The 13,998-nt window shown below is 68.8% G+C and carries 13 protein-coding genes; all 13 read left to right on the top strand.

The features are described from left to right. Positions 1-2 precede the first annotated feature (2 nt). A complete protein-coding gene (locus M8859_RS03870) occupies positions 3-620 on the top strand; it encodes a DUF8175 domain-containg protein (RefSeq protein ID WP_249643854.1) in 618 nt (205 codons plus the stop codon). Between the two features lie 13 nt (positions 621-633). Next, positions 634-1,443: a DUF8175 domain-containg protein gene (locus M8859_RS03865; RefSeq protein ID WP_249643853.1), complete on the top strand. Its 810-nt coding sequence runs from the start codon at positions 634-636 to the stop codon at positions 1,441-1,443. After that, positions 1,440-2,897, top strand: coding sequence for a TrbL/VirB6 family protein (locus tag M8859_RS03860; RefSeq protein WP_249643918.1), 1,458 nt, complete (start codon positions 1,440-1,442; stop codon positions 2,895-2,897). The genes M8859_RS03865 and M8859_RS03860 overlap by 4 nt, the downstream gene beginning before the upstream one ends. Then, entirely contained in the window at positions 2,894-4,366 is a 1,473-nt protein-coding gene (locus M8859_RS03855; RefSeq protein ID WP_249643852.1) for an SCO6880 family protein, read from the top strand. The genes M8859_RS03860 and M8859_RS03855 overlap by 4 nt, the downstream gene beginning before the upstream one ends. After that, positions 4,363-6,066 (top strand): putative type IV secretion/conjugal transfer ATPase, encoded by a 1,704-nt coding sequence (locus tag M8859_RS03850; RefSeq protein ID WP_249643851.1) that lies wholly within the window; start codon positions 4,363-4,365, stop codon positions 6,064-6,066. The genes M8859_RS03855 and M8859_RS03850 overlap by 4 nt, the downstream gene beginning before the upstream one ends. A 364-nt stretch (positions 6,067-6,430) precedes the next feature. Continuing rightward, positions 6,431-6,991 carry a hypothetical protein gene (locus M8859_RS03845; protein WP_249643850.1) on the top strand — a complete coding sequence of 187 codons (561 nt, stop codon included), beginning with the start codon at positions 6,431-6,433 and terminating at the stop codon, positions 6,989-6,991. A gap of 68 nt (positions 6,992-7,059) precedes the next feature. Continuing rightward, positions 7,060-8,208 carry a C40 family peptidase gene (locus tag M8859_RS03840; RefSeq protein ID WP_249643849.1) on the top strand — a complete coding sequence of 383 codons (1,149 nt, stop codon included), beginning with the start codon at positions 7,060-7,062 and terminating at the stop codon, positions 8,206-8,208. Continuing rightward, positions 8,205-8,870: a hypothetical protein gene (locus M8859_RS03835; protein WP_249643848.1), complete on the top strand. Its 666-nt coding sequence runs from the start codon at positions 8,205-8,207 to the stop codon at positions 8,868-8,870. The genes M8859_RS03840 and M8859_RS03835 overlap by 4 nt, the downstream gene beginning before the upstream one ends. Continuing rightward, complete coding sequence (locus M8859_RS03830; protein WP_249643847.1) at positions 8,867-9,406, top strand: hypothetical protein; 540 nt, start codon at positions 8,867-8,869, stop codon at positions 9,404-9,406. Before M8859_RS03835 ends, M8859_RS03830 begins: the two co-directional genes overlap by 4 nt. Then, on the top strand, positions 9,403-10,704 hold the full coding sequence (locus M8859_RS03825; RefSeq protein ID WP_249643846.1) for a hypothetical protein: 1,302 nt from the start codon (positions 9,403-9,405) through the stop codon (positions 10,702-10,704). Before M8859_RS03830 ends, M8859_RS03825 begins: the two co-directional genes overlap by 4 nt. 48 nt (positions 10,705-10,752) lie before the next feature. Continuing rightward, on the top strand, positions 10,753-11,688 hold the full coding sequence (locus tag M8859_RS03820; RefSeq protein ID WP_249643845.1) for a hypothetical protein: 936 nt from the start codon (positions 10,753-10,755) through the stop codon (positions 11,686-11,688). A 204-nt stretch (positions 11,689-11,892) separates the two neighbouring features. Next, complete coding sequence (locus tag M8859_RS03815; protein WP_249643844.1) at positions 11,893-12,726, top strand: hypothetical protein; 834 nt, start codon at positions 11,893-11,895, stop codon at positions 12,724-12,726. Between the two features lie 23 nt (positions 12,727-12,749). Further along, positions 12,750-13,994: a hypothetical protein gene (locus tag M8859_RS03810; RefSeq protein ID WP_249643843.1), complete on the top strand. Its 1,245-nt coding sequence runs from the start codon at positions 12,750-12,752 to the stop codon at positions 13,992-13,994. Positions 13,995-13,998 lie beyond the last annotated feature (4 nt).

Raw genomic sequence — 13,998 nt, 5'->3', positions numbered from 1 at the left:
CGATGAAACGCCGATCGTTGCTAGCTCTGATCACCGGCATGCTGTGCGCGGCAACACTGGCCGCCTGCAGTGGCCCTGATCCCGGGCCGGTGACCGCACCACCGACCTCGGAGGTGCAGTCACCGAGCGGCCTGCGCTGGGAGATATTCCACGGCGTCGACCTGCCGATCGCCGACCAGGGACCGGACCGCATCGACGGCGCGGCCGCGGCCGGCTTCGACCGAAACCCCGCCGGAGCCGCGCTCGCGGCGATCCACGCCAGCGTGCGGATGACGCTGGCCACCGATACCCAGTGGCCACGCGTGGGGCAGCAGATGCTGGCACCCGGATCGGGACGCGACGCCTGGGCCACTACCCGGGCACAGATCTCGATCACTGCCCCGATCACCGAGGGACCGCCGAAGATCCTCGGCTACCGGATTAACGGTTACACCGACACCGCCGCCGACGTGCAGATCTACGCGATCCATCCGGACAACTCCGCCACCCGCCACAGCACCCGGGTCGTGTGGCACACCGGCGACTGGCGGCTCGAAGTACCCCACAACCCGACCGAAAGCCCGGTCACCGCCATCACCGCCCCGCCCCACGACCTGACCACCCTCACCCCACGCCGATGAGGAGAACCACGCTGTGACATCGAAGCGCCTGTTGATCGCACTGTCGAGTTTCCTCGCACTCGTCGTGATCGGCGCCTTCACCTGGACCCTCACCTACGACCATCCACACAAGGCCCGCACCGACACCGCCTCCACCGAGCCTGATGCGACCGCGCCGGCACCTTCGGGCACCCCTGAACCGGCGACGCCATCCACTGAGCCTCCGACAACCGACCTGTTCGGCAATCGCCTCGAAGTCCCGGCCCATTCCGCCGGAGTTGTGGTGGCCCAGAACCCAGCGGCGCGCCCGGATCCGGTCGGGACCGACTATCTGACCGCCGCTCCGGCAGGGTTGCGGTGGCAGCGGATCTGGGGTGGCGCGGCGGCCCCGATATCGAGCAGCGACGGCCCTGCTCAGATCACCGATGGCATCGCCACCGGATTCAGCCGGACCCCGCAAGGCGCAGCGCTATCGGCGGCGGACGCACTCGCACGCGCCCTGGCCGCACCGGAAGGAATCTGGCAGCGAGCCGTGTCGGACCGCTTCTACGGCGGCGGACAACCCCTGCTCGACCGCTTCGCACGATCCCGCGCCGGCACGCCTGAGGCTGCCCACTATGTCACCGTGCCAGACGGCGTCCGTATCCGGCCCGGCTACCAACCCGACCTCGCCGTCGTCGAATTCGCCCTCGAAAGCCGCGACGGCTACGCCGTCTCCACTTGGCCGATGGTCTGGGTCGACGGCGACTGGAAAGTGCGCGTCGACAACCTCGAAACACTATGGGGCCCACCGGCACCGGTCTACACACTCACCGGATTCGGGTCCTGGAAGGTGTCGCCATGACCTCGCTCACAGGAACTGCCGCGGTCGGTGTGGGGCGGACACAGCTTCCGGTACCCGATGTCTGCGACCTGCCCGGGCTCCCGTCGGTGGCGTGCGACGTCGGCGGCGCGGTACTACCCGAGGTCGCCACCTCGGCGATGGAGAAGTTGGCCGGGGAGTTCGTCGAGGGGTTCGCTCAGGTGGCGCGGGTGGTGCTGACCTGGTGGACGGCGTTCCCGTCACCGGAATTGACGACTGCCGGAGGCGGACCCGGCACGGTGCTGGCCGATATCCGCGGCTACACCACCGAACTACAGGTGCTGCTCCTGACCGCGGGAGTCCTGTTTGCCGCAGCACGTTTGGCGTTGGCGAAACGCGGTGGTGTGGCCGGTGAGGCGCAGGAGACCTTCGTGATGCTGGTGCGTGCGGTATTCGCATCGATGTTGTTCGCTGCGGTGATCACGGCCGGAACCCGGGCCGGAGACGAGTTCTCCAATTGGGTCATCTTCACTTCCACCCGCGGCGATTTCGACGGTGCCATGAAGCGGCTGACCGAGATACAGATGACGACCGGTAGTGCTGGATTGGGCACGATCAGCATCGGTGTCATGCTGGTTCTCGCTCTGTTGGGCATTATCAGCATGCTGGTGCAACTGGTCATGCTCGTGACCCGCCAGGTACTGCTGATCGTGACCGTGGCGGTGATCCCACTGGCTGCCGCGGCGTCAGGTACGGGACCCGGGTCGCAGTCCTATAAGAAGCTGCTGAGCTGGTCGCTGGCGTTCGTGCTGTGGAAACCGGTCGGAGCTCTGGTGTATGCGATCGCGTTCACCGCCGCCGGCCGCAGCGAAGATCCCCATCTGATTCTTCTCGGGCTGCTGCTGATGATCCTGTCGGTGATCGTACTACCGGCGCTGATCCGGCTGGTCGCACCCGCAGTCTCGGTCCTCGGCGGAGGGGGCGGCGCCGCCGCAGCGTTTGCCGGTGGCGCCGTCGGCATCGCGATGTCCTCCACCGGAAGCCGTTCCAACGGCCGCAAGGTCACTGAAGGCGAGAACTCTCCCGGGAGAACACAGTCCGGCGGCTCGGCGCCCGGCCCCTCCGGTGGAGGCGGCGGCGGGGGACGCCCGATAGGCGACGGAGGTGGCTCCGGCGGCCCGGGATCGGGCGGGGGAAGAGCCGGTGGCGGCGGAGGCTCGGGCGGCGCGCCGCCCTCCGCCGGGACCACCGGTGGCGCGCGCTCCGGTAGTGGAGCGAAAGCCCCAGGTGCGCAACGAGCAGGCACGGCCGGGTCCGCGGGTGGTGCGGGTGGCGCGAGCGCCGGTGCCGGCGCGGCGGGTGCCGCGGTCATGGCCGCCCAAGCAGCGACCGATGCCGCACAGCGCGGTGTATCGGCGATCGATTCCCACACCCGCGACGCGGCAGCGGATCAGTGGGATCCGAATGCGCTGGGACCGGGGGAGGTGCGACGGTGACGACACGCGTCTACGGGCGGTGGGAGAAACCGCGATCAGCAGGGTTTTTCGGGCTCACCTGGGGTGTTTCACTGCTCGGGCTGGGCTTGATCATCACGGTAATGGTCACGTTCATGCTCACTCGCTCGCTGCCGGTCGCGGGGACACTGCTGGCGATCGCAGCGGTGGTGTTCACCCCGCTCGCAGTCACCCGGGGTGGGCGCACCGGCTGGGAACTGCTGCTGTTGCGGGCCCAGTTCGCTGCCGCCCGCGCCCGCGGCGAGCACATCTACCGGGCCGGTCGCTTCGCGAAAATCCCAGGTATCGCCAAACTGCCCGGGCTGCTGGCTGATTCACGACTAGCCGAGTATGAGACCCCGGGCGGGAAACGGTTTGCGATGCTGCACATCGCGCGCAGCGACCACTACACGGTAGTGCTGCGGGTGGTGCCACGCGGCAAGGAACTGGTCGATCAGGACCGGATCGACGCCTGGGTGGAAGGCTACGGCCAATTCCTGGCCGCACAGTCCCGCGGAGGGGAAGTCGTTGCCGTGACCGCGGTCCTGGAGAACGTGGTCGAGACCCGGCTCAAACAAGCCCGGGAAGTCGCGCGGCTGGTGCGGCCGAACGCTCCGGAGTACGCGCGGGCGGTGATGCGAGAGGCCGCCGCCGACACCGGCGGGGTCGGGGTGCGGATCGAGGCCCGAGTCGCGGTCACCTACCGAGCGATCGGGCGGGGCCGCATCCGCCGCGACACCGCCGAACAGGCCCGCGAAATCGGGCAACGCCTCCAGGGAGTGCTGTCCCAGCTGGCGCGTGCCGGGCTGCCGGCGACCCCGCTGCGGGCGTGGGAAGTGCTGGGTTTGGTACGCACCCGCTACGACTTGGCCGCCCAGCGCGACGTGGAAACCGCCGGCCCCTCGATCACAGACACCCAGTCCTGGGACAGTGTGGGCCCGCTCGCCCACGTCGACCGGTGGGACCATTACGTGCACGACGGGGCGCGGTCGATTACCTGGGAGATGGACGCCGCCCCGCGCGGGGCGGCGATGGAGAACGTCCTCGAGGAGCTGCTGCGCGCACGTGCGGACGTGCCACGTAAACGGGTCGCGATCATCTACCGGTTGCATTCGGCTGCTGAGGCCACCACTTTGGTCGATTCCGATTTCCGGGACGCGGTCGCCGCCGAGCAAACCGAACGCGGTATCTCCTCGGCCGCAGCACGGATCCGGGTCGGTAACACCAGCGCTGCCCGCGACGAGCAGGCCCGCGGCGCCGGGCTGACCCGGTTCGGACTATTGGTCACCGTCACCGACCACCTCGACGCCGACTTGCCCGGTATCGAGGCCTCGGTGCAGGGCATGGCCGCGGCTTCCCGACTGGGGGTGCGCCGCTGCTACGGCAGCCAGGCCGCGGCGTTCGCGGCATCGCTGGGGATCGGGCTAATTTTGCCCGAGCACGCGTCGGTCTCCAAGGGGGTATCGATGTGACCAGCGGAAAAGCGAAGACGGCGCGGCCGGCTCGCACCGAAGTCGTTGCGGGGGTGCGGGTGCTCACCGCGACAGCGCGCGCCGAGACCGAAACCGCCGCATCACGGCCGGGGATCGGCGGGTGGTGGGCTCGGTTGAGGCTGTCGAGTGATGATCACCGCCGGGCCAATGCCACTGGCCGCGATCTGCGCGCTGCCGATGATGGTTTCGAGCGGCCGTTGGCCTCGGCGTCCGACCGTGGGTATGTCGGTGTCGGTGGGGGCCGCGCGTCGGTGGTGTCGCGGATGCCGGAATGGCGGTCGACCACGGTGCAGGTCGCCGGGTTGTGGCCGTTCGCTGTTGGGGCGAGTGCCCCGACCGTCGGAACCCCGGTCGGCGCGCATTACATCACCGGCGCCCCGGTGCATTTCGACCCGATGTCGTGGTTCTTGAAAGGGTTCATCACTTCCCCGATCGCGTTCGTGCTGGCGTTGAACGGTTTTGGTAAGTCTTCGCTGATCCGGAGGCTGGTGACCGGTGCGGTCGCTGCGGGAGAGACCGTGCTGTGTCTGGGCGACACCAAACCCGACTACCGCGATCTGGTGGAGCGTCTCGGCGGTCAGGTGGTCGAACTCGGCTACGGGCACGGCACGATCAACCCCCTCGATGTCGGAGCGCTCGGCCAGATTCTCGACCAACTGTCCGATCCCGATCAGCGGCGCCGCATCGCCGCGCGAGTGGAAGCCGGGCAGGTCCAGATTGTGGCCGGACTGATCGAACTGGTCCGCGGTTCACGGGTCGCCGATTACGAAGAAACCCTGCTCGCCGCCGGGCTCCGCGAACTCTACAGCCCCGCTGGCGGTTTCACCTACGACCGGCCGCCGCTGCTGGCCGATCTCCTCGAGGTGATCTCCGCCGGGGCCGAGCGGCTGCTGCGGTTCGCCGAGGAAGACGACACCGCCGCCTACCGGGTAAGCACCAAAACGTTGCGGCGGTCGCTGCGGGCTCTGGTCGAGGGTCCGTTCGGGGCGGTGTTCAACGGACCGACCGCCACCCGTCTGGATCTGGCGTCGCCGGCGGTGTGTGTGGATGTGTCGCGTATCCCCGAAGGCGACACCAAACTGCTCGCCGCTGTGTTGATGGTGTGCTGGTCCGACGGGTTCGGCGCGGTCGCCGCCGCCCATGCTCTTACCGACGCCGGCCTCGCGGCACCGCGAGTGTTCGAGGTCGTTATGGACGAGATCTGGCGAGTACTGGGCGCGGGGGAGTTCATGGTCGATCGCGTCGATGCCCTGACTCGGCTGAACCGGCCTTTGGGCACCGGGCTGATCATGTGCTCGCACACCGTCAAAGACCTGTCCGCGTTCGATTCACCGGCCGCGCAAGCCAAAGCGCTGGGTTTCTTCGAACGCGCCCGCGCCAAGATCATCGGTCCCGTCGGTCCTGACGAGATCGACCGCCTCCGGGGCGCGGTCGGCATCACCGACACCGAAAAGCTTCTGGTCACTTCCTGGGCCGCGCCCCGTCCGCCCAGCGACGATGATCTGGACCCCACCCGGGCTGACACCCCGCCCGGGGTGGGCTGTTTCCTGCTGAAAACCGGGGAATCCGGTGAACCCGGACTGCCGTTCCGCCTGGAATTCACCCCCGCCGAGCGCAGCGCTGACATCCACAACACCAACCGGCGGTTCGACAACCTGCCCGGCAGCGGAGGCGGGTGAATCGGCATGCGGCAGATCTTCGTGCCTGTCCCGCCGTGCGCACCCCGGCTGCCGGTGTCGCGGAGGCGGGACAGAACCCGTCCGGCGCGACAGCAGCGCTTCTCGTGCGTTTGGGCCCCGGGGTCCATCGCGCAGTACTGCGTGCGGGCCCAAGCAACCTTACCGGAAGGGACTCTCCGATGAGATACATCGTGAACCATCGACGCGGTCATCACCGACCCTGCAGTGCAACTCGGGAACCCGAGCCGACACGAGCCGGCCTGGTCGGTGTCTCCGGTTGCAATGTCGTGCCCGAGGGATCGGTTCCTGTGATGCCTGCCGGGAGGCAGTCCGGTCACGTGTCTGCTGCGCAGGGGGTGAGTCGATGAGCCGCGATGCCGACTTTGTCGTACTGCACCCGGATGGCACGGTCGTCTACGGTTCCTTCGCTCCCGGCGAGGGGGTGCGGGCAGCCATCCGGGCTCATGTGCCCGACTTGGGCACGCAAGGTATGGGACGGGCGCGTGCCTGGTTCGCCGACACCTTCTCAGACCCGGAGTTGCCCCCGAACCCGCTCGCGTATCAGGTCTTCGCCTGGCTGGGCTACCGGCACCCGAGCGGCTGGTACGGGCCGGTGGCGGTGACCATGGAAGAAGACGCCGCGGGCAGTATCGCACTGCTGGAACCCGACGTCCGGGCCACGATCGAGGAACTGCACGCGAGGATGCGTGGAAGCGGCAGCCACCCGGGCACGCCCGCCATACACCCAGCGGGGGCGCGCCAGCACACCGCAGACACGCCGGAGTTCCGCGGCGGAGCGGGGATGGACCAGCTGATCGCGGACACGGTCACCGGGCAGGGCTCAGACTCCCGAACCGTTGATCCCGCCGATGATCCGTTGCTGCTGCCGCCGGGGCCGAGCACGGAGTACGGACCCGAGCTATGAACCCGGTGGTGCGTGCACCCGCAGGTGATGGAGGTTCGTGGCGAAACGATGCGGCGAGACGGTAGCCGATGGACGCGACGAAAACGGTGGCTGCCACCACGATCGGGATCCCGGTGGTGGTGCTTCTGCTGCTGATCCTCTTGGTCGCCGTCGACGACCCGGTCACCTGCGCCATGGCCCCCTCCGCCGCGGCCGGAATGGGTGGGGAGACGGGCGCGTCGGTGGCCGGGCTGTCGGAATCGCAGCTGCGGCTGGCCCGCGACGGTGTCGTCATCGGTATCCGGCGGGGGATGCCCGAGACGGTGATTGTGGCCGAGTTGGCCGCCCAGGCCACTGAATCGAGTTTCCGTAACCTCGCCAATGCCAATGTTCCGGAGTCGTTGAACTACGCCAACGACGGGATCGGCGCCGACCACGACTCGGTCGGACCCCATCAAATGCGGGTCAGCATCTGGGGTGAGGTCGGCATCGCGACGCTGATGAACCCGGTGTACCAGATCAATTGGTTCTACGACCGCGCCGCGGCCTTGGGGGCTGCCGTGACACAGATGTCACCGGCGGAACTGGCGCAAACGATCGAACGTTCTGCCCCGAACGCTTATGTCACACAGCTGGATCTGGCCCGGCACCTGTATGCGATGTTCGCCGATATCGACCCGGGCCCGGTAGCACCCGGGCCGCAGGGCGGCGCGGCGCCGGGGTGCGGGGCGTCCGGGTCGGGGGCCCCGCTGACCGCGCAGGACTCGGAGTTCGGGCGAGCGGTCATCGAGCACGCCGAGCGCTGGCTCGGCTTCCCGTATGTGTGGGGCGGCGGGGACACCCACGGCCCCACCGACGGTGGATTCGACTGCTCAGGGCTCACCCTGTATGCGATCTACCACGCCTCCCAGGGCCAGATCTGGCTCCCGCACTACACCCAAGCTCAGCAGGACCACCCCAGCGCACAGGCGATCCCGTTCGACCGGAAGGCACCCGGCGACCTCATCTTTCTCACCTCACCCGGGAGCTCGGACTCCCATCATGTCGGGATCTACTACGGCCGTGACGAGTATGGGGAAGATCTCCTCCTCCATGCCCCCACCACAGGTCAGAACGTCACTGTGACACCACTGTCGGGGTGGGCGGGAGAGCAGATGGACGTGCGCCGCTATACCCCACCCGGCGGCGGTGAACGCGGGCAGAGCCCGGAGCCGGGACCGAGGGGACGGCAAGCATGAACGATACCCCGAATCGTCTGCGCCGGTATATCCCTCGGGCGGCGGTGACCCCGGAGATGGTGGTGCGGGTCCGGCTCCGCGAGTTGCACACCTTCACCCACACTGACCAATTCGACCGGGTCGCGGCCGCGCACCGGTTCACCGATGCCCACAGCTTCGACCGGTTCGTCGACGCGCTGCTCAATATCGGCGGCATCGACTACGACGGCCTGCGCCAGGTCGAGGACGCCGACCGCGACACAGCACAGCGGGTAGCTGCCGCGGCACGGTGCGGGCCCCGTTTGAGGGTGTGGTCGGCAGCGACGCTGACCGGGTTCACCGTGTGCCGTGGTGACGGGCAGGTCATCTGGCGTGACCGGTTCCCCAGCCGGCTCGGTGGGATCGACGCCGCCCAGATCTCGGCGCAGCACGCGATCTGGCTCGCCGGCCGCGCCCGCGAACACCTCGGTGCCGACGCAGCGACCGTGGATCTCCGCTTGGCGCGGGGCCGCGGCCTCGACGAGCAAGCCCTGCACCGCGAAGCACTGGCCGCCGCGCTCCTGCTCGAAACGACGGTGACCGCGCTGCACAATCCCGCCGCCGAACACAGCCACGACACCGACGTCGTCGACTGGCACACCTGCGACCTGTCAACCCTCCACCAACACCAGGACCCGCTATGAACCCCACCACCTTCATCGCCGCCGCGGTAGTCGTGGCCGCGTTCGCCGCCACCGGATGCAGCACGATCCCGGCCCACGACCAAACCGAACGCGACGACGTATGCCCGGCCGCCGGGTTCGCCACCCCCTACGAGCACATCGACCCGTGCTCGGCGGAAGCGGTATTGCAGGCCGCGGTGGCTGCGATCTTCGACTACCGGCCCGCCGGCGACACCGGCCCCCGCGCCGCGTTCACCCGTGCCCGTCCCCTTCTGCACGATCGCTTCGCGACAGAGGCCGAACCGGCGGCCGCAGCATGGGCGACGATCACCACCAGCCAATGGCAACGATGGCGTAACCAGCAGACGCCGATCACCACGAACGTTTTGGTCACCAGTGACGACCACCCCGCCGACACCGCCGCAACAGCCGATCGTGTCCTCGCGGTCCGCATACACTCGGCCCAGGAGCCGGCGGTCGCGTTCACCGTCTACGCCGGCGCCACCCGCATCTCGGGCGGACCGTGGCTGCTCTCAGGGCTGGGGGTGCGGGCGTGAGCGGCGATCCGGTGGAGGAATCGAGTCAAGCGATCCGCACCGGATTCATCCAGTCGATGCAAACCGCGGCGATGATGACGAACCTGTTGCAACGCCGCGGCGGTGAAGCCCGCTCCCGCACCGAATTCGAGCAACGCGTCCGCCAGGCCGAGGCCAAGGAATACCGCTCATCCATCGAGCACCAGGTGCGGGTGAACACCGGTGTGGAGAAGGCCGCCGACGAGCATGCACTGAACCAGGCCCGGCTCACCGAGGTCCAGGACCGCAACAGCCGTGCCGAAGATCTGTTCGACCTGGAAGCCAAGTTCAAAAGCGAGCAGATCGAGCGTGCGAGAACCAATCAACGCAATCGGGAAGAGTCCGAGCGCGTCGCCGGCGACCAGAACCGCGAACTGCATCAGGCGCGGATGGGAGGCTACACCCGCCGCGAGACCCACGACAACACCCTGCACGACCTGGATGTCGAATACAAACAACTGCTCATCGACATCCGCCGCCGCACTGCCGGATTCACCGACACTCTCACCGATATCGATGGCTCCGGCCCCGGCGAGTCCTCCAGCGGCAGGGCCGCCGACCCCACCGGGGAGGCGGGTGACACCGACACCGCCTCCGGTGGCAGGAGGATGGGGACCGCGGAGGCTTCCGAGACTTCCGACGTCGGTGCTGGCGGGGGCCCGGGTGCGACCTCCGCCGGTGTCGGGGGAGGTGGCGCTGCCCGGGCCGCGCAGGATCAGGATGGCTGGTATCTGCGGGTTCTGGCAGAGGTGTATCGGCGGACGGCGTGGCTGACCGGCTTGCTCATCGACGTAGTGGATGTCGGTGCTGCCGCTGCGTCGAGCGCGGCGTACGCCGCGGCCACCGGAGCCGCCGGCCTCTCGGACCAGCATGCCGCCCACGCCGACGCCTACCAGCAGCGATTCATCGCAGACACCGGCGCGGAACCGCGCAGCCTCCACGAGGGGGCGAAGGCGGGTGAGCCGATTGTGATCGATATCGATCCCGCGGATGTCGTCGTCACCGACACCGAGATCACCGGTCCCGGCGTCGGGTCCGCCGGTGTGGGTACCGACGCGGTGTTCGCGTTGACCAAGGAACTGACCACCGGGGCCTACCTCGAACACGCCGCCGGACTCGGCCCGGAACCGGTGACGCCGGGATCGGTGCCGGTGGCCGACGTCCTCGACGCCGCGGGCTTGACCGATGTCTCCGCGGGCGAACTCCGATTCGATCTCGGTCCCGAACCTCCCCCCTCTGCGGGGCCGGCCCCGGGACCGGACGTGGGGCCGGGGCGGTGAACATCCCACGGCCGCAACCACATCACAAGAGAAGAGGAAGGAAGAGAAGTGACGACACCTGATCGGCCGGTCCCGGACCGGGTAGGGGCGTGGCAGGCGAGCATGCTCAGACGCGTGCAGCGGCTGGCGACCGAGCACGCCCGCATCGAGAAAGCCGGTGAGCGGGTTTTCGACCGGCCCGAGATCGACGGCCCTCCAGTGGAAGCGTGGCGCACCCGTCTCGACGAATTGACCACGCAGCGTGAGCAAGCCGAACATGCTGCCTGGACCGCAGGGGTGCCGCTGCGGTGGATCGCCGCGGCCCGCGAACTCGGCGCCACCGGGGCGCTGCCCAGGGATAAGATCCCGGCCCCGGATATGCCGGCCCGCGCCAACCAGCTCCAGCAATGGTGCGTGGACATGCTCGCCCCCGACCTGTGGCAGATGCAGCATATGGCCGCCCTGTCCGCGGCACACGCCGACCGGGTCGCCGGTGGCCGGTGGCCCTACCAGGTGAACCCGGCTGCGGTGGGACGGTTTTCGGAGAACATGAACGCTTTGCACGAGCGGATCACCGCCCTGTCCGAGGCCGCCGCGCTCACCCGCGACGAAGGCGCACAACTGTGGAGTTCGATGGACGTGCACCGCTTCCACGCTGCCACGGTCAGCGGCCTCACCGATCACGAACTGGCGACCTTTTGGCATCGGTGGGCCGCCGCCGATCCTGTTGGCAAGCCGCCGTATCTACCGCAGCGCCCGGCAGACGCGTCGGTGCAGTGGGCGCGGCCCCCACTGCCACAGCAGATGGTGGACCGCGCAACGTTGATGATGCGCGCCGAATTCAGCGACCCGGCCGTCGAGCATCTGGCGCCCGATGGCGGCGGCGCGCAGATCGGTGCCGCGGTCGAAGCGATGATGCCGGAAGGGAGCGGGTCGGAATGGGACACCGACCCCACCGCATCCGCACCGGCCACGCCGGGACCCGAGCACGGCCTCGGCTATTGACCCGCTGACGACACAGCGGCAACGCACTTCTACGAACTCCATTAATTTGCGAATGCGGTGACCATCACCGTTTGTGGCCGCGGGTACCGGCCACGATGGTCAACCCTCAACCACATTTTTCAGGGGACATCCGAACAATCCCCGGCCGCAACACCTTGCACGGGCCGGTGGACCGCACCTCATGACCACGAGGAACGAGAAACGATGTCCGACACTCCTTTCGACAACCCGCCACCGGCCGGACCGGACCGGGAACAGCAGCTGCGCGAGCTGTATCAGGCGGCCGCGATCCCCTATGCGCTGCGGCGCGGCCCCATCGACCACGACTACCGCCTGCAGGCGCGTCAGGACAGCATCCACGCATCGTGCTTGCGCGAGGTCCAGAACCTGTCCGCGCTGTCCGCCCGCTTGAGCCGAGGCCGGTCGTATCTGGCATTGACCGAGGTCGAACAAGCGCGCCTCGACCTGACCTTCAACGCGCTGAACGGGGCACGCTTTGATGCCGACCGCGAAGGAGTCCCTCTCGCCGACATCGATGCCGCCGAGACTGCCGGGAAAACCGGCACTCCGTGGATCCACGGTCCCGGCCACCATTATCTGGGTCGGATCGAACAACTCGCCGAGGAACTTCGGCAGGCTCACGACCTGATCGACGCCCAGAAACAGACGATCGCCGAACTCGGCACCCAAACCAGCCGCGACGCCCGACGGATCAGCGACCTCGAACAACGCCTCGACCGCGAGCACAGCCACCTCGCCCAGGCATGGTCGGTGGTGGAGGACTACCGGTGGGAAACCGGCGTCGACCGCACCCCGGCACCGCTGCCGCACTGGATGAACGCCCTCCGCGACCAGGCCGCCGAAAACCACATCGACACCGACCCTGCCTCCGCGGGGACCGGTGCCGAGTCCGGGCAGGAGATGGGCGCGGCGATCGAGGCGCTCGATGACGGCACCGGTGCATGGGCCCCCCACGACGGGACCCCGGCACCCGGCCGGGCCCCAGGTTCCGAGGCCGGTCCGGAGGTGGGACCGTGAGCCGGCTCTCCCGAGCGACAGGGATGACAAACCCCGACCACTACGCCGGACTGGGAAGCGCTCAAGCCCGGCTACGCGCTGACTTCGCCCACTACTACTGGCTCACACGCGATGTCATTCCCGACAGCGCCACCCCGGAGATCGCCGCCGAACGGACCGCGACCGCCGAAGGGCTGGCCGCGAAATGGAAAACCCACCCCAAACCCCAGTGGCGGGCAGTATGGCAGCAACTGCAAACCACCGCGGACCGATGGAAACACCGGCCCGAAGTCACCCGCAGAACCTACGAGCAGCTCACCGCCGCCCTGCCACCCGGCAGCCACGAGAACGACCCGACCTGGCGGACACTCCGCGACACCGGCCTGATCACCGAACGCCTCGAGGCCGGGATCACCGGGTCCGGCCGGGACCAGGCTCGCTGGTACCCGCAAGACCCGGCCCCATGGCGGGATCGCGGCGCAACTAGGGAGCGCAGGCATGCGCCGGCCGCTGAGGCCTCCGAGCGGGCGACGGCGTTCGATCGGGCCCTGGGCGGGCGGGCGAAGAATCTGGCGAGCATGGTCGAGGTCGAAGCGGTCATCGCCCGGACCGACGTGCTGCTCGGTGAGGAGTGGGCGCGTGGGGATCTCGATACCGGCGCCGAGGCCCGCGCCGCGCTGCTGCCGGCGGATCGGCGTACCGCACCCATCGGCTACGACTACAGCGGCGACATCGAGACCCTGAGCCGCCAGATCGCCGCGCTGCGGCAACTGCAGGACCTGACCGCCGAACACACCCGCCTGGTCGGCCGCTGGGAAGGAACCCTCGACGCCGACCAGGACCAGATCGGGCGCCTGGAATCATTGATAGCCGCTATGCGCTCGGCGCGGACCGCGGCCGCAGGCACCGGCGCCGCAGATGCCGACATCGACGGGGCCTACCACGCCGGCTTGGACGGCACCTACTGGAGCGATCGGCCGGGCAGTCCCGGGATGGGTCGCCTCGCCTACCTGATCCAGGAACGCGATCACGCCCGCGCCGAAAGCGTCGGCCCGCGCGTCGGCAGCAGCGACCTGTCTCACGACCTCGCTGTCGAGCAGGCGCCCGCACCCGGTACCGCGCAGGGGCTCACGGTCGGCGGCGCGGACGGGGGAGGGGCGGCGATCAGCGACGCCGTTGACGCGGCCTTCCCCGGCACCGAACTCGGTGCCGAGTTCTGGGACGACACCGACACCCCCGCGACTTCCCCGGTGCCGTCGCTGGGCCGCGATGTCGACCTCCACCTCTAGCCGG

It is taken from the genome of Nocardia sputi (genome assembly GCF_023501985.1).
Note: the sequence above shows the minus strand (reverse complement) of the source record. Positions and strands in the feature narration are given on the sequence as shown.